Raw genomic sequence first — 17,036 nt, forward strand, 5'->3', positions numbered from 1 at the left:
GGATTCATTGAGGATGATCGCACTTGTAGGATTTTTCGCCGCCGCCCGCTCTAGGCCCGCACGCTCAGCCGCGCTAGTCTCTACGGTCCTGATGTGAGGATCTTCGATGACCGCTGGTATTTCTTCCCGTACGCCCCAACAAGCCTTGGCTGCCCTGCTGGATCTGCACCAGCCCAAACGCCTGTTGCTGTTGGGCGCCAGCCAGTTTCCCGCACTGGATGCGTTCAAGGCGGCCCATCCGGACACACAGGTCTCGGTGGCGGTGCCTGGGCCTTTGCCGGCGGAGCTTGCCGCGCAGCGTTTTGACCTGGCGCTGGTGGTGGACTGCCTGGAGCACCTGTCAAAACCACAAGGCCTGACCCTGCTCGGCGGCATTCGCAACCTCAATGCCAGCCGCATTGCGGTGCTGGTGGACCTGGGCGCCTGCGACTGGAAGGACACCGACTTTTTCTCCCTGGCGCTGCAGGCCGGCGAGCGGTTCCAGCGCGAGGAACAGGTTCTGACCCTGTTTACCTATGATCTGCTTGACTATAAGCAAGTGCCGGACTGGCTCAACGCCCGCTTCTGGGCCAACCCGGAAAACTTTGGAAAGTATTGGTGGTAACCCGATGAGTACATCCATTTGCCCCTGCGGCAGCGGCAACCTGCTGGATGCCTGCTGCGGCCATTATCACGCCGGCCACCCGGCCCCGTGCGCCAGCGCCCTGATGCGCTCGCGCTACAGCGCTTACGTGCTGGGCCTGGTGGACTATCTGGTGGCCACGACCCTGCCCGCGCAACAGGCCGGGCTGGACCGCGACGCCATCGCAGCCTGGAGCGCCCAAAGCACCTGGCTTGGCCTTGAGGTGGAAAGCTCCGAGGTATTTGGCGGCCAGCCAGAGCATGCCTTTGTAACCTTTACCGCACGCTGGCATGACGCCACTGGCGAACATAGCCACCGCGAGCAGTCCTCTTTCGTACAGAATGATGGGCGCTGGTACTTCATCGACCCGACTGTGGAAGTGAAGGCGGGCCGCAACGATGCGTGCCTGTGCGGCAGTGGTCAAAAATTCAAGAAGTGTTGCCACAATTACCTACAAGATCACAGGTAGGGCAGTCTCCAGCATGGGCAAGGTTTTCAGTTACATCAGATTCAGCAGTGCAAAGCAGTCAGCAGGCGACAGCTACGCCAGACAGGTGAAGGCGGCAAAGGCGTTCTGCGACGAACACAGCCTTGAACTGGCCGATCCCCGTGATTACCTTTTCTTCGACTCTGGCCGCAGTGCGTATAAAGGAAGACACCTCGACGATACGGGCGAGCTAGCGCGATTCCTGACCTACGTTGAAGACGGGACGATTCCGGCGGGCAGCTATCTGGTAGTTGAGTCTCTGGATCGACTTTCGCGTGAGCGCGTGCGTGACGCCCTCCCAAGGTTCCTTGACCTGCTCACCAAGGGCATTAACGTCTACACCAGCACAGACAAACGCCTTTACACCCGCGACTACAACGAAATTGACCTGATCATTTCGATCATCTCCATGTCACGTGCACATGAGGAAAGCGCCACCAAGGGAAAGCGTGTTTCTTCTGCATGGCGTAACAAACAGAAAGACGCCCGCGACACCGGTAAACCTCTCGGCAAGCTCCGTCCCTTGTGGCTGGACGTTACTCCAGATGGCTACGTACTGAACCCGGAAAAGGCTGATGTAGTCCGCCGAATCTTCGACCTTTCTACCAAGGGCCACGGCTCACGCATCATCGCTGCGACACTGAATCAGGAAGGTATCCCCGCATTCAGTGCAGGACGCAAAAACGTCTCTGGTTTGTGGGGATTTTCAACCGTGCGTCACATCCTCGACAGCAGGACTACCCTCGGAGAGTATCAGCCGCACATCTTCATAGACGGTAAACGAACTCCAGATGGCGACCCCATCAAGGGACAGTTCCCGGCTGTCGTTACTGAGGATGAGTTCTACTTAGCTCATGCCGCCCGCACGTCACGCAAAACACACACCGTTACGCGCACCACCGCCAATTTCAACGTGCTCGCTGGCATCTTCAACTGCTACAAATGTGGCTCAGCCATGCACCTACAAGGTCAGCATGGCCGCAAGTATTACAAGTGCTCCAAGACGACAAAGGGTATGTGTAACGCTGGCATCATCAGCGCCCCTCGCTCCGAGGCTGTCTTCAAAGAGTTGTTAGCCAAGGTCGATAGCCTGTCGCTGGTGCAAGACAGTTCAGGCAGCTTGCGAAAATCGCTACAGGTGATCGAAGGCCGTATTTCTGAATTCAAAGCACGTCAGGACGAAGCAGAAGCTTCCCACGCTGAGTTCCCATCCCGGATAACCGCAAAGTTGCTTAGTGAACTGGAATCAAGCATCACCACCTTAGAATCCGAGCACGCAGCCCTCTCTGAACAGTTGGTCGCGGACAGGGTGATAAGCAAAGATGACTTTTTTGAAAAGCTCGACCTTGTGACGTTTGAAGGGAGAGCAGCGGCTAACAACCTGATCAAGCGGCTTGGCCTCTTCATCTTCGCCAGTAAGAACGGCAGAACAGACGAGGTATATTGGGTAAGCAAGAGCGATGTTCCACCGCTACCGTTTAGTTCAGAGTCTGAAAATTTACTGTTTTACTTCATACACCGGGGTAACGAAATCCGCTTCGAAGCTATGTACGACGAATATGTTGATCTTCAAGTTACTCAGGGCGAGATTAATGAAGTGGAAGCGATCTTTGCCAAAACTGAATCATGGGACGATTTACCGCCCCATCTCTTGGCAATGTGGAAAGCCAAACACGGTGTAATCACAGAAGACTCAGCCGACGACAGTACCTAGCAAGTTTAAAACCCTCCATAGGCTCTACAGGGACACTTCAACCTTGTAGAGCCGCAACTAGCCTCACCCTCTCCCGAAGCCCTCCACGCTCGCTCATGAGCGCTTATTGCTGTGCTCTACTACTACTAACCAGCGTGAGAGAGATCAGCCACCAGTACACTTTCGCAGCCCTCACCACTTAACAGTTAATTCATCACAAAGCAACTAAAAGTGAGGATTTTACTTGACAAAATAGAAACATACTGTAGAATATTAATTGTAGAGGACGATTGTTTTCTACAACTCTTACACCCCCAGAATTACACCCTCTTTGATTGCCTCACTCGCTTTTACCCTCCAGTTTCGCAATCAAACACGCGGTGATCGTTTACACACCACCAGAAATCAGAGCAGAGTCCACAGTCCTCATTGCTGGATCACTTGCTCCCCAAACTTTCCCTTCGCAATGCCTTTCGCTAGATGGGCATGGTGTGGTCTCCGCCCAGTAGATTCGCGAAACACTGGCAACTACTTCTTAGCAAACTAAATTCCGACGACACACATCAGCGTCGAAATGTCATACCTCCTATATATGACCTTTAAAGAGGTGGCTTCGGCCACTTCTTTTTTCCCAATTTCCGATTTCTCACAAGAGGCCAACTAATGAAAGTGCCAGAAAAAGCAACTTCCCTGCTACAAAGGTGTGCCGTTTGCGGCAAACCGATTATCACCAGCTACATGCTAATGAAGCCACGCTATTGTTCTCATTCTCACTACATGCAAGCGTGGCGATTGAAGCAGAAAGCGAAGAAAGCAGAACAAGTAGCAGCGTAACACCCCCCGCTAGACACTCCGCCATTACAGCACAGAACCCTAACACACCTACCAAAGGAATCTAAGATATGAAAAAGTATGATTTGACTACGACCCGTAAAGTCGTAGCCTCTGAGAAAGCCGAATACATCAAAGCGGCAATTGAGTTTGCCCGCAACTCCCCCGCTCCAGTTTACGAAGGTAGCCGCCAGCCAACCCGCTCTATCCTCTTCACAGTGCTGACGCCATACGATGGCATGACCAAGTATGCCAAACTGGCTAGCGAAGGTTGGGAGCTAGACATTAACTATAAGTATCAAATGGTCAAACTCAATGACCGTGCCCCGCTCCAGTTTGCAGCTCTGGCACCCCACAACTACTTTGACGAGCATCTAATGCCAACCATCGCCATGAGTGCAGAAGCAGCGTACGAACGCGAAGTGGCCGAGCATAATAAACTAGTTGCCCGTGGAAAGGCTGATGCCCAACACCGCGAAGTGATCAAGGCTCGCATCATCGCTGAGAAAGAAGCCGAGTTGAACGCCGAAGTTGATCGCCAAATCAGAGGTAACAAGCAGCGTCCAAACTATGAAGCCCTGATGAACAGTGGCTTTGCTGACGCTTAATAACATCGCAGAAGAACAAGGGGGCCAAGTGCCCCTTTTCGTATTTAGGAGATTCGTATGTTAAACGAAGAGGTAGCCCGCCTAACAGGTAAACTGATTTTCAACGTGCAGGGACTTCAAACCCTTGCCAACTTCCAGAAGCGACTACAGTCAGCCCAGACTAAAGTTAACGGACTCGCAATGGCAGTTAGCAAACTGCATACCGCACTGGCAAAGACTTTGAAAATCAAAGTAGACACAAGTCAGGTGGACAAGTCTAAGGCCAAGCTTGAAAGTGCAATCAAGCGTCAGGCAGCCGCTGAGGCCGCTTTATCCAACCAGCAGCGTAAGACGTTCGCCGCTGAGATCACCCAATCTAAGTTGAGGTATGCCGGGACCAAGGCTCAGGCCCAGCTCAACACAGCAGCCCTCGCCAGCCAAAAGCAAGGCGCCATCGTGGCAGCCAAGGCAGCGGCAAGCACTACAGCAGGTGGAGTCGCCACCAAGAGCCAACTGGCAAGCCAGAACGCTATCACGGCCTCCGTGGCCCGCCAGACCCGATTGCAAGCTATCCAACAGAAGCTAGCCGCCGCCACCCAGAAAGCGGCAAACGCGCACCTTGCCAGCCAAGGTAAGTTGCAAAGGATTCAGCAGCAGATTAACCACGGCCAGCAGCAAGCTCACCTTCGCGCCCAACGTGCGGCAACTCAGCAGGCGGCAGCTCAACAGACAGCCGCCAACAAGACTCAAGGCAGCACCCAGAGCGCTCAACGCTTCCAATGGGCACAGCAACGGCACCAAGCGTGGCAAGCCCGACAGAACGCTCCACGCTCATCACCGGGCGCCGGGATTGGAGGTAGTGGTATCGGTGGTGTTCTCGCCCTGGGCGGGATGATCGGCGGAATCGGGATTGCAGTGTCTGCCTTGAATGGCCTGATTGGTAAACTCGGGGAGCGCGTCGAAGAACGGAAAGAGAACGTCAAGGGTGCAGAAGCCTTTAACTCGAACTTCACCGCTATCAGTCGTGATCCAGCCCAGCAAAAACTTTGGCGAGACGAGTACATCAAGGCCGCTAACGACAGCGGCACCAATATCGACAATGACAGTGCTAAAGATTTTCGTAACTTCGTGATGGCCCAACTTGCCTATGGTAAGAAGCCCGACGGAATCATGAAAGACTACAAACTTCGCCAACAGGTATTCGCTATCAGTGGTGCAAGTAAAGACGATGCGAAGGAGCTGAACAAGCAACTTGGTCAGATGGCAAGCGACGGCACAGGCAATAAGCAAGACTACGATATCATCAACGACCGCATGCCGATGATGGCCCCATATCTAGCCCGTGCTTACGGAGAAGAGAAGAACATCAAAGACCCGCTTAAAGCGCGACAGACTTTGAATAAAAGGCTCAAGGCTGGTGATGGCGTCAAATACAGTTGGTATGAACGCGCCTTCCAACTGATGGCCGAAGAAAACCAAGGGATGCTTGAGGACCGCAAGAAGACAGTAACTTATACTCAAGCTCAAGCGGATAACCAGAAGTATCTAAACGACAACTCGGTCAACACTGACGCAAACCTCAGCGAAGTGATGAAGGACAACGTTAAGGCTTGGCAAGATGTTAATACAGACCTTGAGTCTACCCGTGTGGCACTCAAAGGTTTTGACGAAGGCTTAACCAGTGCCCAGACCAGCCTACTAAGACTCATGTTCGGACGTAACATGGATGGCAGCAAGAAGTCTGACGCTCAACAAATGGCTGACCGTATGACTACGGCAGACATGCCAGCTCCTGTAAACCTGTTCGACACTTCCGAATATCAGAAAATTGATCCAATCGGTGATCGCAGTAAAGGGTTTTACGATAATTTCCTAGACAAACTCTTTGGAGTTACAGAGCGCAACGCCCAAGCTCGTAAAGACCGTGACATGTCTCTTGGCGATCAGTACAAACTTCCTCAGATCGACGCCTCTGGTTTGATGCATAAAGCTGGTTTGGATAAAGATTTGAATTCTGACACAAGCAGCCCTCTAAGCCGTATCGCTGACTTGTCTAGTCAGTTCAAAGCCATGCAAGACTTGATGACCACAAACGGGAGTGCAGCCGCAGTGATGCAAGGCGCCACTAACGTGCAGCAAACCGTCTCCCCAAGCTACAACTTCGAAGTAACTATTGCAGGGAGTGCTACCGAGAAGGATGGTCAGCAGTTCATGGACTACGTTAAAACAGAAGTTGGACGCATGGAGAGCAAGTTGCCGGGTATCGCCGAAGACTCTATCAGAGGCATGCTTGTTCACGCCCGCTCTCAACAAGCCGAACGTTAACAGCCAAATACGAAAAGAGGCTTATAGGACTGCAATCCCATACGCCTCTCCCTTCTAACTAACAGCCCCAAGGAACCCTTCCAAAATGTCAAGCTTCACCTTCCACTACACACCTCTTCAAGTGCTGAGAGACGTTATCGTCTATTGCGTTCTAGTCATCTGCCTGATTATGACAATTGGTGCAGCTAACCGAGAGAGGTATAACGCTCACCAAACAGCTATCGAATTGAGGCGCGTCCAAGACTATACCGATAGTCAAGTGCTGCAATCACGAATGGCAATGCTCGACATTGTTACAGGGCTCAGCACCAGCACCAAACTTCTAACACAGATCACATGCCTAAGTTCTGGCGCTCAATGTTCCGATACCACACCAGAAAAGCCAGCCCCACTTAAATACACACCACCCAACACAACTACGGAGAACCCGCCAAATGCCCAGTAACAAGAGAGTTGATTACGCAGCAGAACGCTACAGCTTTGAAATGAAACTTCTCAACACTTCCTTCTCCAGCTTCCTAGCCCTGTGCAAAGACCTGAGAGAATCGGGAAGTACCAAGGGCGACAGGCTTTATACAGCACTCGCCACCCAGTACAGCCTACTTAAAGATTCTGGCTCCCTTGCCAAACTCGACGCAGTAACGCGCTTCACAGCTCTAGTACGTGAAGCAGCATACGCAATCAGCGAACTACTTAGAAAAGGAATCAAATGATGATCAACGAAGTTATCAATCCAAACGCCTACACTATGGCCGACCAAGTAACAGGTGAAACCTACCTGACCCAAGCCACTGCTACATTACTAGCCTTGGCTGGCGATATTGAACACTTACCAACATACCGTGCACTCGCCTTAGAGGCTGAGCAGTGGCACTTAGTAGACGCCACGGACGCACTGGAGGCTCTTTACCTCGACGCCCTAGAGCAAGTACCAACCGGCGATCACAGCGCCCTAGAAGCAGCTATGGACGCCCTGACACACCAAGTTAGTATTGTCCTGCACCACCTCGCACAGTGACACCCACCCCACACATTCAGCACGGAGAACGAACTATGAAGTATGCCCAGATCACCCAAGCTTACGACCGATATGAAGCCGCCTACCACTACCTAGAAGTTACCTTCGGTATTCACGTACCGTATATGTACCCAGACTTAGTTGGCTACACCGTGCAATGTGCGGAAGGCAGTGTTCCAGAACACCAATTCAAGCGTGACGCCAAAGTCATGTACTACATGCACTGATACATACACCAATCAACTGGAGATTCTACAATGAGCAAGACATACGACCCTATCGCAATTGAGGCACTACGCGAAACCTTGGGAATAACTGACCTTTACGCCGGGAATATTATCTTCCAGATTCTCCAAGCTGGCGAAGCCGTGACAGCCGAGTCCATCAAGAAGGCCAAGGCCAGTGTAAGTGTGAGTGTGAGCGTGCAGAAGAATGTAAAACCCGAAACAGCCATAGAAGCCACTAGCCGAATTTTGCGACAGAAATATGGAAGTTGACAAAACAGTAAACTCGCCTTAGATGACTCTTGCTTTAACTGGAAACTCTCAGCAATCGTAATTCGCAAGAGCGCCTAATACAGCTACTTTTAGTCTATCTAACCTAAAAGGGTTTACATGTGAGAATTCCGTGAGACAATACTATATAAGCAGGAAATAAACTTTGTTTGTGTTGACGCAATGTTAGCACCGCTCCTGTCAGTACCCCCGAAACATCCCCACGCAAAATACCCTCACACCATTCAAATGGAGAATTTCCTATGTCCGTTCTTAACAAGCGTGCCGGAACTTTGCGAAGCCTAACTTGCCGGGTCTGCCATAAGCAGTTCACTCGCAAGAAGTTTCAGCCAGTTTGTTGCCACGCCTGCAACACCATCTACAAAGCCGAACAACTAACCCTATCCCAAGCCGACCTTCAAGGAGCTAACACCGATGACCACCAGAACCACCACACCAGCTGTTAAGAGCACCCGCAAAGCGAACACATGCAAGGCCGCCAACTGCCGCAAGCAAGCCACAGCGAAATACTGCTCCACGGCGTGCAGAGTCGCCTCCCACCGCAAGGCCGATAAAAAGAAGTCACCTAGAGTAGTCAAGACAGCGATTGATTATATGGATGGCAGCTTCTGGACCAAGCTTTGTAACCACCTTGGCCGAGCCGGTACAGTGCAGGCTTCGCCTTACAATGCAGGTGAGTACCTGACCCTCAGCAAGCTGGACAAGCAATGCGCAGCATTCAACGGTGACGCTGGCCGTGTTTACGAACTCAGCCACATCGTCCCAGCCTCCAAGGGCGGGTTCTTCAACCTGCAAAACCTCGTCATCGCTCCAACCTCTATGAACCGAGCCCACGGCAGCACACACTTCGGATTCGGTGAAGGCGTAGACATGACAGAGGCCAACCCGCGCTTACTGATCACCCCCACCACGCCACACGAGACAATCAAGCAATTGCTGATCGAACTCCACGGCGAAGCGTTCATGCTGAAAGAAGCCAAGGCCGTCAAGCCAGTGAAGTCCACACGTAAGGCCGACTTGACGCAAGTGCTGATGATGTTCAACCCGTGCAATGACACACACGCCGATCTACTCAAGAGCGTTGAATTCATCAACGGCCTAACTGGTCGCCAGATGAAACAAGCGCTTGAGATCGTCAAGGGCGAGAACACAATGCCAATCTACTTCGCCCCAGCAACGCCACTGGTTGACGTGCTCACCTCCGAATTTGCCCGGCTGACCAAGTATCGCCCAGAGTTCGCAACCATCGCTGACAGCCTCACAGCAGCATTGGCGACCCAGAAGCACGCGCCCCAATCATTGTTCACCAGCGAGCACGGGAAGGTGTTGTTCAACCTGCTACACGGCAAAACTTTGGTGCAATCGACCATCGAAAAGCTGATCCTCGAAAACACGCTGGTATTCCGCGTTCGTTACGGTACAGGCTTCGACTTCCACACCATCGAAGAACACCAAGGGTTCTGGATGCAGGATCACGCCGACAGAGTGATGCTCACATCAAAGTGGGAAGTTGCTCAGACCGCAACCTGTCAAGAGTTACCGTTCTAACGTGTGACGCGCTCCATAGGTAGGAGTACGAGTGTTACGCTTACTCTGCCCTCCAAGCCACGCCCCATAAGGCTTTCAGCCATTTTCCAATGCAGATTTTGTGCACAGCACAATGGGCATCCACCTTCGCCCTGCGGACAAACGGCACTTGACAAACCTAAAAACACCTTGACAAAAAGACTTTATACTGTAAGCTGACGCTTGTCGTCGGCTTAGGCTCCGAAGGCATTGCCCCTGCGGAGCAACGAACGGTATACGCACCGCCGCCGTCAGTCCTGACACCCCGCCTTTACACACAACCGTCACCACAGAACGAGCTTCTAAGCTCTTGACCTTGATCCTCTCCAATGCGAAGCATTAAAGAGTACATCTTGTAAGGGCTTTCTTCTTTTGAACGGAGTGTCATGGATGTATCGAAAAGTTGAATACCCTTACAATCGGTACGATTGAAGCGATAATGCCTAAAGAGCGGAAGCTCTTAGGATGAAATCACTACTAGTAGTACCGAATCCACCATAAATAACCTCAATAAAAACCTCTAGAAACCTCCCACCTATGCCAGTTTAGGCACTCATTGCTTACGCCAATCACAAAACCATAATTGATAGCATTTAACTATCAATCCTTTCCCTGTTTGGGCGCCCAAACGACACCAACTCCTTGAAAGCCCTGCCCTGTATGGCCTACAGCCATGAGTGAGGATTCATAAAAGGGCGATCTGTCCAGTTGAGCCAGTTTCGGGAGTCACTGGTGTGCTAAGCCGGACGCTTTCTCTCTCTCCAATAATAGTTTTGAAAATCCGAGAAACGGAGCGCCAGCCCCGAGGAACGGCCAAGCTCTTCAAGTCGAGAACCATTCTCACCCACCACACCCCCAACAAAGGCGAAAGAATCTCATTTGAGATTTGAGAGTCCCCTTCAGTTCTAACTGCATAGCGTTCCACTCAATTGGAGCCGAGAGAAGGCTTCAAGCGCCCCTCCCGGCAGCCTGCATTGGCCGACACTACAAAGTCATTTGCTTGGCTTGTGAATAGGCAGCGTCGGATGCTTCGGCTTAGTCTCAGGATTTACGTGGCGGCGTCGGTCATCTTTTCCATCGTCACGCTTCGGCTTTGGTCCCGGTTTAATGTCGGTAAACATACTATTACCCCTAATGGTCGCCATCGAACTGTGGCGGGACAAATGTAGCAATAGGCCATCGTGCACGGGGCGAGACTTTAGTCTTGGGTCATCTAACGTCCGTATAACGACACCACTGAAAAGACTTCCGATCTGGTATCAACAAACGTGCTTGTTAATTTGTGACACCACCCGTACAATGACACCACGTTAAACGACACCACTTAGGACCAAATCATGTCCCGCACTTTTGCCTACTGCCGTGTTTCCACAGTTGACCAAACCACTGACAATCAGGTGCTGGAAATTCGTCAGGCAGGCTTCGACATTCAATCTCAACGTGCAATCGTTGAAACCGTGTCAGGCTCCACGCAGGCCAAGGAGCGTGCAGGGTTTCTCAAGTTGGTTGAGCGTATGGAGGCTGGAGACGTGCTGATCGTTACCAAGCTTGACCGTCTAGGCCGTAATGCCATGGATGTTCGCCAGACGGTTGAGATGCTGGACAATGCCGGTATACGGGTGCATTGCCTTGCCCTTGGGGGAGTTGACCTGACTTCTGCCGCTGGCAAGATGACCATGCAAGTATTGGCCGCTGTCGCCGAGTTTGAACGTGACCTGTTGATAGAGCGCACCAACGCTGGTCTGTTACGTGCGAAGGCCGAAGGCAAGAAGCTGGGACGCCCAGCAGCTACCGCCACCACCAAGATAGTGCAGGAAGCCAAAGCCGAAGGCTTGAGTCAGTCAGCAGCAGCACGTCATTTGGGCATTTCCCTAGCCACCATTAAACGCCATTGGGCATGAGCCCAAAAGGTTTTGGTGGAAGGCTTGCCAGCCCCTGTAGCCAGCCTACAGGTGAGAGCGCCATGAGGTAGGAGCCCAAGTGTAACGCACGTATCCGCCCCAACCCCACGTATTACGTGGCCTACAGCCACATTGCAATGCAGATTTCTTGCAAGATTCCAACCCTCCAGCCGTTAGCTGCCACGTATCACCTAGCCCATGCGACAGCATGACAGGCCACGTCTCTGTGTGCGAAGCCACACGTCTCGCCCCCTTCCAAGGTTGATCCTTTCAAGCGTGCATACCCTCAAGGGTACGTGCCAACCCAGTGTTATCGCCAACCACTATCACACACACCAACACTCTCTCAGCAGCACCACACGCAGTTGATAACCGCTCTCGTTATTTTAGGATTTTGGCGACTCTCCTTTGGCATGCTCGCGAGTCATTGAGTAGCTCTCGATTGAAAACAGCTTTTCCAGACCAGAGATCAAGTGAGGACGAAAGTTGCTCGACCCTCGCGGCGGACAGAATTTCAGCAGAAAAAAAAAGTGTGAAGGTTTCATTTCGAAGTTTTCTGGTGGTCGACAAACTTTTTCATGTCGATGTATGGCACATGTGTTTGCCCGTGAAAGAACACTCTTTCTACCGCCTGATAAAACTCTTTAGGATCGGACAAAAACCTCTTCACTTTTGCCCTGACTGACCTTATCAACTGACGATTTGAGTAGCCTGCTTTCGCCACCTCATTATCAATCATCTGATTCATGATCTCCTGCTTATCCTTCGAACTGTAGTGATGGGTGTAGAAGTTGGAGATTCGTGTATAAAACCACTCACCCGCAATGAATCGTTTAAATCTGCTATCAAGGTGTGCCAGCGCTTTATTGAGTTCGCCGGTTGAAACAACCTCCTTGTAGAAGGGTAAGAGTGAATCTTGAATTGCTCCTACTTCAATCTCTTCGCTTGGTGCAATCATAAAGTTGAATGGGCATGGCGACTTGATATCCACTGACTCACACAATTCAAAGCCTTCGCATGTCGCAAGTACAACAGCCACATTGTTTCGTGTTGCCGCATTCACTGGAGCTATCAGGGCAGCTAAATCCCGCCAAGGTATATATTCCTTGCTAGCAGCTAACCATAACCCTTTCGTTTTATCGCCATGGCACTCAAAGTGCAGGGCTGGTAGCAATACACCTGCTTTGCACTCGTTCTCTATGGCTTTTAAATGAGCTACAAGCGTAACCCTGCTTTTCACTACATATCGGGTACAGTAGTTGTAACGACTTATGCTGTTGGCAAAATCAGTGACGTCCTCATGCAATCGTCGCCCTGTCTGACTTTCGCCTTCGCTGAGGCCATCAAAGATGAATAGCTGATTGTTGCGACAGATCGCTGTGTAGGTTATCTCTACCGTCATTGTCCTATGCTCCCCAGCAATCACAATCTACTGCATATCTTCCAACAGTTTCTTTGTAATCACTTCCTGTTGAATCCAGTTAACAGTGATCTGGATCAACAACTTCAAATCCTTAATGTCTTTACCTTCCCACTTTCGCACGTAATGGGTTTCATCATTCCCAAGCCAGATAGCCCGCTTAGCACACTGCTTAACATTCTCATTTGAAACGAAAGCTTCAATAACCTGTGCAATCGGGCGCTTTTTAATATCTTCTTCTTTGTCAGGATTCTGAGCAGTGCAATAGTCTTTAATTAGATACTCTAGAGACTTCCTGAATCCCACACCGGCTATCTCTCCCAAACCATAGGCCTCGGCTTGAAATGCCTGGTTATAAATCTGCGCAAACTGTGGTGAGATATCCGCAACTTCCTGTACAACAGCAACAGATTTAGGAGTACGTGGCAGCAATGACACCAAGAAATGGTGCCCTTTCATCCTATCCCTTCTGTATGACGCTATAAACATCTTCCTACAGTCGACTTTGGGGCAGGTGAATAGTACATCCGCATCACCATTATCACTACATGTAAGGCCCGTTAAAAAGTTTGGATTGATACCTATATTGCATATGGGACAGGTATCGGGCAGCAAATCTACGCTAATATGCTCTTTCCCACCATTAATTAAAAGCCTGTCCATACTCACCCCAAATTAATCAAGCTAGTTAGTGCTCATGCCGCCGCAATCAAAATTCGTAATCACACTCGCCTTGTAACACCCTTAGACTATCCGCAATCATTGCAAACCGCCATCAGTTGCCTGTGTGTGACCTCTGGGCAGTGATGAAGACCCGAATAGCCTAGAAAAAACTGCTACATTGGGGGCACACTCGTTGGGAGCACGGGGACAATGCCTATCCGTAGAAGTAGAGATTTTGACCTTAACGCTAGCGTAGTACGACTCACGCAAGAGAAGCTTGCAGACTTCCTTGATGAGACAGAGCTTGCTCAGACACAGGTCAGGCTTGTGGCAGGAAAGATCAGCTTTGACGCCCCTGAATCTGTCCTAGAGAAAATCTAACAACATTTCGGCCAGCCAGCCGGTTGAGCTGGGCTGCTAGTGTTTTGTTGCACAACATTAAGAAGTGTTGTTCCAGCTACCTCTAACCCCCCTCAGGACTGACGCCATGTTTCGGATATACAGCTTGATGCTGGCGTTAACCCTGGGCCTGACCGGCTGCGCGTCCTGGTTCGAAGACGATGCGCCCCCGCCCCACGTATCCCTGGTGAAAGTCGAGGTGGTGCGCGCCAAGTTGCTCGAGCAGAAATTCAAACTGTACTTTCGCGTGGACAACCGCGACGACGCCGACCTGACCGTGCGCGGCCTGATCTACAAGGTCACGCTGGGTGACTTTGTGCTGACCGAAGGCGAGTCCAATGAATGGCTGACCGTGCCGCCGCGCAGCCATAAATTTTTCAGGGTGTCGGTGCGCACTAACCTCTGGCCGCAGATCCGCGATGTGGTGCAGATGCTGAAAAAACCTGATCACCCCGTGCCTTATCGCCTGGAGGGTGAGCTGAAAACCGGATTATTCATCGGTTATGACGTGCAGGTGAACCACAATGGCGAGATAATCCCCGGCGATTTTATTCCGGAGCGACATCGATGACTCAGCAACCCCATGTTCATGGTCCTGACTGCAACCACGATCACGATCACCATGATCACGACCATGGCCATGTCCACGGCCCGAACTGCGGCCACGCTCACCAGGAGCCGGTGCGCAACGCCTTGAAAGACGTTGGCCGCAACGATCCTTGCCCATGCGGCAGTGAGAAAAAATTCAAGAAGTGCCACGGGGCCTGATGCCCTGAATACAGTCAGTGTGGGAGCTGGCTGGCCTGCTCCCACATTTGATCGTGTTTCAAGCCAGTTTTTTTCGCTGAAACGCCAGCTCCACCTCCAGCCCCCCACCCTCGCGATTACTCAAACTCAATCGCCCCGCATGCGCCCGGGCAATAGTGTGGGCAATGCTCAACCCCAACCCATACCCGCCGGTCTCGGCATTGCGTGACCCTTCCACCCGGTAGAACGGCTCCATCACCTGCTCCAACTGCTCCTGGGGAATCCCCGGGCCACGGTCGCTGATGACGATCTTCAGGCTGTCCGCCTGGTCCTCGACCCGCACCACCACGTCGCTGCCATAACGCACCGCATTTTCCAGCAGGTTCTGCACGCAACGCTTCAAGCTGCGGGCATACCCCGGCAACGGCTGTTTCGCACGGCCCTCGATCAGCACGCTTTCGCCCACGTCCTGCAGATCCGCCTGCAAGCTTTGCAGCAGGGCATTGATGTCGATGTTCTGCCGCGCCTCGTTGATCTCGCCGCTGCTGACAAAATCCAGGGTGCTGGACACCATGTGCTCCATTTCTTCCAGGTCGCTGCGAAAGCGCTCCTTGGTCGGGGTGTCGTCGAGCATCTCGGTGCGCAGCCGCAGACGTGTGATCGGTGAGCGCAGGTCGTGGGAAATCGCCGCCAGAAACCGCGTGCGCTCGGCGATATTGGCGATCAGCCGTTGCTGCATCGCATTAAACGCCTGGGCGGCACGGCGGACTTCGGTGGGGCCGTCCACCGATAACGGCGGGCGCTGGATGTCCCGGCCCAGCGCTTCGGCGGCCTCGGCCAGCGCGTTGAGCGGGCGGATGGCCAGACGCACCGCCACCAGGGCGATCACCACCAGCACCAACACCCTAAGCAGGTAAATGCGCATCACGTAGTCGAACAACAGGTCCAGCGGCGAGGTACTGGTCCAGCCCTGCTCTTCACTGGCGTCCACTTGCAACCAGCGCCCATCGGGCAGGCGCAGGTCGATCAGAAATTGCCCCACCACGGGTTTGGAGCCCAGCAACGTCGACAGCCCGGCGCTCTGCCCTTCGCCATCCACCAGGGCCAGGCGCAACAGGATCAGGGTCTGGGCATAGCCGGTTTTCTCCGACAGTACTTTTTAATCAGACGCTCCGTGGGCCGGTCGCTGTCGTTGAGGCTGCTCGAAGTGTGGCTGGCCTGATCACTCAAGGTCAGGCGGAAATGCGGCGTATCGAGCATTTTGATCAACTGATCGGCCTGCTGCGGGTCGCGGTGCACCAGGCGCACCACGTCTGCCAGGCGCGTGGCGATCAGCCGCGCAGGGATTTCCAGCACCTGGCCATGGCGCCGGTCATACCAGATGCTGCTGGTCAGGGCCTGGGCTGCGAGCATACCGCTGACCAGAATCAGCACCAGCCGCCCGAACAGCGACCGCGGCAGCAGCCTCACGACTCCAGCACCACGTCATCGGCGGTGAGCATGTAACCCTCGTTGCGCACGGTCTTGATCAGCCCCGCCGGCAGTTGCGAGCGCAGGCGGCTCACGCACACATCGATGGAACGGTCGAACGGCGTGCTGTCTTTGTCGAACACATGGTTGAGCAAAAAATCTCGGCTCAATGGGCGGTTGGGATGCTGCAACAACAGGCGCAGCACACGGTAATCCGAGTTACCGAGGCTGACCACCACGCCTTCCGGCGTCAGCAATTGCCGCGCCCGCGTATCAAGCTGCCAGCCAGCGAAGCGAATGCTCGGCGCCTCGTCCAGCCGCGCACGGTCCGGAAAACTCTGCACCCGGCGCAACACCACCTTGATCCGCACCAGCAATTCACGCGGGTCAAAGGGCTTGGGCAGGTAGTCATCGGCGCCGATTTCCAGGCCCACGATGCGATCGATCAGCGAGCCCTTGGCAGTCAACATCACCACCGGGATGTTGGAGTTGACCCGCAGCTCGCGGCACAGGCTCAGGCCGTCTTCGCCGGGCAGCATCAGGTCGAGCACGATCAGGTCGATCACATTCAGCGCCAGGCGGCGGCGCATTTCCTTGCCGTCGGCGGCGGTGGACACCTGAAAGCCGGCGTCGCTCAGGTAGTCGCAGAGCAACTGGCGGATTTGCGGGTCGTCATCGACGATCAACAAGTGGTCTTGTTTGGCCATGGGCAGTCGAACCTAAAACTCAAAATGCAGGAGATAACCGAAAGTTCAGCCAACGGTGCGCGCAAATGTAATGGAATGTTGTGGG

Annotated in this window: 16 protein-coding genes and 1 pseudogene; 13 read left to right on the plus strand and 4 right to left on the minus strand. The window is 52.8% G+C overall.

Going from position 1 to position 17,036, the window contains the following annotated elements; all coding sequences use genetic code 11:
- The first annotated feature begins 106 nt into the window (after positions 1-106).
- The 11 genes from LRS56_19730 (at position 107) to LRS56_19780 (ending at position 11,545) form a co-directional block, all read left to right on the plus strand.
- Entirely contained in the window at positions 107-604 is a 498-nt protein-coding gene (locus LRS56_19730; GenBank protein WDU61065.1) for a DUF6231 family protein, read from the plus strand.
- A 4-nt stretch (positions 605-608) separates the two neighbouring features.
- Positions 609-1,091, plus strand: coding sequence for a YchJ family protein (locus LRS56_19735; GenBank protein WDU61066.1), 483 nt, complete (start codon positions 609-611; stop codon positions 1,089-1,091).
- Between the two features lie 13 nt (positions 1,092-1,104).
- Complete coding sequence (locus LRS56_19740) at positions 1,105-2,823, plus strand: recombinase family protein (GenBank protein ID WDU61067.1); 1,719 nt, start codon at positions 1,105-1,107, stop codon at positions 2,821-2,823.
- A gap of 881 nt (positions 2,824-3,704) precedes the next feature.
- A complete protein-coding gene (locus tag LRS56_19745) occupies positions 3,705-4,241 on the plus strand; it encodes a hypothetical protein (GenBank protein ID WDU61068.1) in 537 nt (178 codons plus the stop codon).
- A gap of 57 nt (positions 4,242-4,298) precedes the next feature.
- Complete coding sequence (locus LRS56_19750) at positions 4,299-6,545, plus strand: hypothetical protein (protein WDU61069.1); 2,247 nt, start codon at positions 4,299-4,301, stop codon at positions 6,543-6,545.
- 434 nt (positions 6,546-6,979) lie between these two features.
- Positions 6,980-7,258 (plus strand): hypothetical protein, encoded by a 279-nt coding sequence (locus LRS56_19755; GenBank protein WDU61070.1) that lies wholly within the window; start codon positions 6,980-6,982, stop codon positions 7,256-7,258.
- Positions 7,258-7,563: a hypothetical protein gene (locus tag LRS56_19760; GenBank protein ID WDU61071.1), complete on the plus strand. Its 306-nt coding sequence runs from the start codon at positions 7,258-7,260 to the stop codon at positions 7,561-7,563. Before LRS56_19755 ends, LRS56_19760 begins: the two co-directional genes overlap by 1 nt.
- Before the next feature lie 35 nt (positions 7,564-7,598).
- Positions 7,599-7,790 (plus strand): hypothetical protein, encoded by a 192-nt coding sequence (locus LRS56_19765; GenBank protein WDU61072.1) that lies wholly within the window; start codon positions 7,599-7,601, stop codon positions 7,788-7,790.
- Between the two features lie 30 nt (positions 7,791-7,820).
- On the plus strand, positions 7,821-8,060 hold the full coding sequence (locus tag LRS56_19770; GenBank protein ID WDU61073.1) for a hypothetical protein: 240 nt from the start codon (positions 7,821-7,823) through the stop codon (positions 8,058-8,060).
- 432 nt (positions 8,061-8,492) lie between these two features.
- Positions 8,493-9,626, plus strand: coding sequence for a hypothetical protein (locus LRS56_19775; GenBank protein ID WDU61074.1), 1,134 nt, complete (start codon positions 8,493-8,495; stop codon positions 9,624-9,626).
- Between the two features lie 1,355 nt (positions 9,627-10,981).
- A complete protein-coding gene (locus LRS56_19780; protein ID WDU61075.1) occupies positions 10,982-11,545 on the plus strand; it encodes a recombinase family protein in 564 nt (187 codons plus the stop codon).
- Positions 11,546-12,086: 541 nt separating this feature from the next.
- On the opposite strand, the gene LRS56_19785 is transcribed toward LRS56_19780, so the two are convergent.
- A complete protein-coding gene (locus tag LRS56_19785) occupies positions 12,087-12,947 on the minus strand; it encodes a hypothetical protein (protein ID WDU61076.1) in 861 nt (286 codons plus the stop codon).
- Positions 12,948-12,974: 27 nt separating this feature from the next.
- Positions 12,975-13,424 carry a hypothetical protein gene (locus LRS56_19790; protein WDU61077.1) on the minus strand — a complete coding sequence of 150 codons (450 nt, stop codon included), beginning with the start codon at positions 13,422-13,424 and terminating at the stop codon, positions 12,975-12,977.
- A gap of 691 nt (positions 13,425-14,115) precedes the next feature.
- On the opposite strand from LRS56_19790, the gene LRS56_19795 reads away from it, so the two are divergent.
- On the plus strand, positions 14,116-14,598 hold the full coding sequence (locus LRS56_19795; GenBank protein WDU61078.1) for an LEA type 2 family protein: 483 nt from the start codon (positions 14,116-14,118) through the stop codon (positions 14,596-14,598).
- Positions 14,595-14,795 carry an SEC-C metal-binding domain-containing protein gene (locus LRS56_19800; GenBank protein ID WDU61079.1) on the plus strand — a complete coding sequence of 67 codons (201 nt, stop codon included), beginning with the start codon at positions 14,595-14,597 and terminating at the stop codon, positions 14,793-14,795. Before LRS56_19795 ends, LRS56_19800 begins: the two co-directional genes overlap by 4 nt.
- 58 nt (positions 14,796-14,853) lie before the next feature.
- Here the strand turns inward: LRS56_19800 and LRS56_19805 are convergent.
- A pseudogene (locus tag LRS56_19805) lies at positions 14,854-16,244 on the minus strand (ATP-binding protein).
- A complete protein-coding gene (locus LRS56_19810) occupies positions 16,241-16,951 on the minus strand; it encodes a response regulator (protein WDU61080.1) in 711 nt (236 codons plus the stop codon). Before LRS56_19810 ends, LRS56_19805 begins: the two are co-directional and overlap by 4 nt.
- Positions 16,952-17,036 lie beyond the last annotated feature (85 nt).

Source organism: Pseudomonas poae, from assembly GCA_028869255.1.
Lineage (GTDB): Bacteria > Pseudomonadota > Gammaproteobacteria > Pseudomonadales > Pseudomonadaceae > Aquipseudomonas > Aquipseudomonas poae_C.

Coding starts and splice junctions, on each gene's coding strand:
- LRS56_19730 (WDU61065.1), top strand. CDS start 107: ATGACCGCTGGTATTTCTTCCCGTACGCCCCAACAAGCCTTGGCTGCC.
- LRS56_19735 (WDU61066.1), top strand. CDS start 609: ATGAGTACATCCATTTGCCCCTGCGGCAGCGGCAACCTGCTGGATGCC.
- LRS56_19740 (WDU61067.1), top strand. CDS start 1,105: ATGGGCAAGGTTTTCAGTTACATCAGATTCAGCAGTGCAAAGCAGTCA.
- LRS56_19745 (WDU61068.1), top strand. CDS start 3,705: ATGAAAAAGTATGATTTGACTACGACCCGTAAAGTCGTAGCCTCTGAG.
- LRS56_19750 (WDU61069.1), top strand. CDS start 4,299: ATGTTAAACGAAGAGGTAGCCCGCCTAACAGGTAAACTGATTTTCAAC.
- LRS56_19755 (WDU61070.1), top strand. CDS start 6,980: ATGCCCAGTAACAAGAGAGTTGATTACGCAGCAGAACGCTACAGCTTT.
- LRS56_19760 (WDU61071.1), top strand. CDS start 7,258: ATGATCAACGAAGTTATCAATCCAAACGCCTACACTATGGCCGACCAA.
- LRS56_19765 (WDU61072.1), top strand. CDS start 7,599: ATGAAGTATGCCCAGATCACCCAAGCTTACGACCGATATGAAGCCGCC.
- LRS56_19770 (WDU61073.1), top strand. CDS start 7,821: ATGAGCAAGACATACGACCCTATCGCAATTGAGGCACTACGCGAAACC.
- LRS56_19775 (WDU61074.1), top strand. CDS start 8,493: ATGACCACCAGAACCACCACACCAGCTGTTAAGAGCACCCGCAAAGCG.
- LRS56_19780 (WDU61075.1), top strand. CDS start 10,982: ATGTCCCGCACTTTTGCCTACTGCCGTGTTTCCACAGTTGACCAAACC.
- LRS56_19785 (WDU61076.1), bottom strand. CDS start 12,947: ATGACGGTAGAGATAACCTACACAGCGATCTGTCGCAACAATCAGCTA.
- LRS56_19790 (WDU61077.1), bottom strand. CDS start 13,424: ATGAAAGGGCACCATTTCTTGGTGTCATTGCTGCCACGTACTCCTAAA.
- LRS56_19795 (WDU61078.1), top strand. CDS start 14,116: ATGTTTCGGATATACAGCTTGATGCTGGCGTTAACCCTGGGCCTGACC.
- LRS56_19800 (WDU61079.1), top strand. CDS start 14,595: ATGACTCAGCAACCCCATGTTCATGGTCCTGACTGCAACCACGATCAC.
- LRS56_19810 (WDU61080.1), bottom strand. CDS start 16,951: ATGGCCAAACAAGACCACTTGTTGATCGTCGATGACGACCCGCAAATC.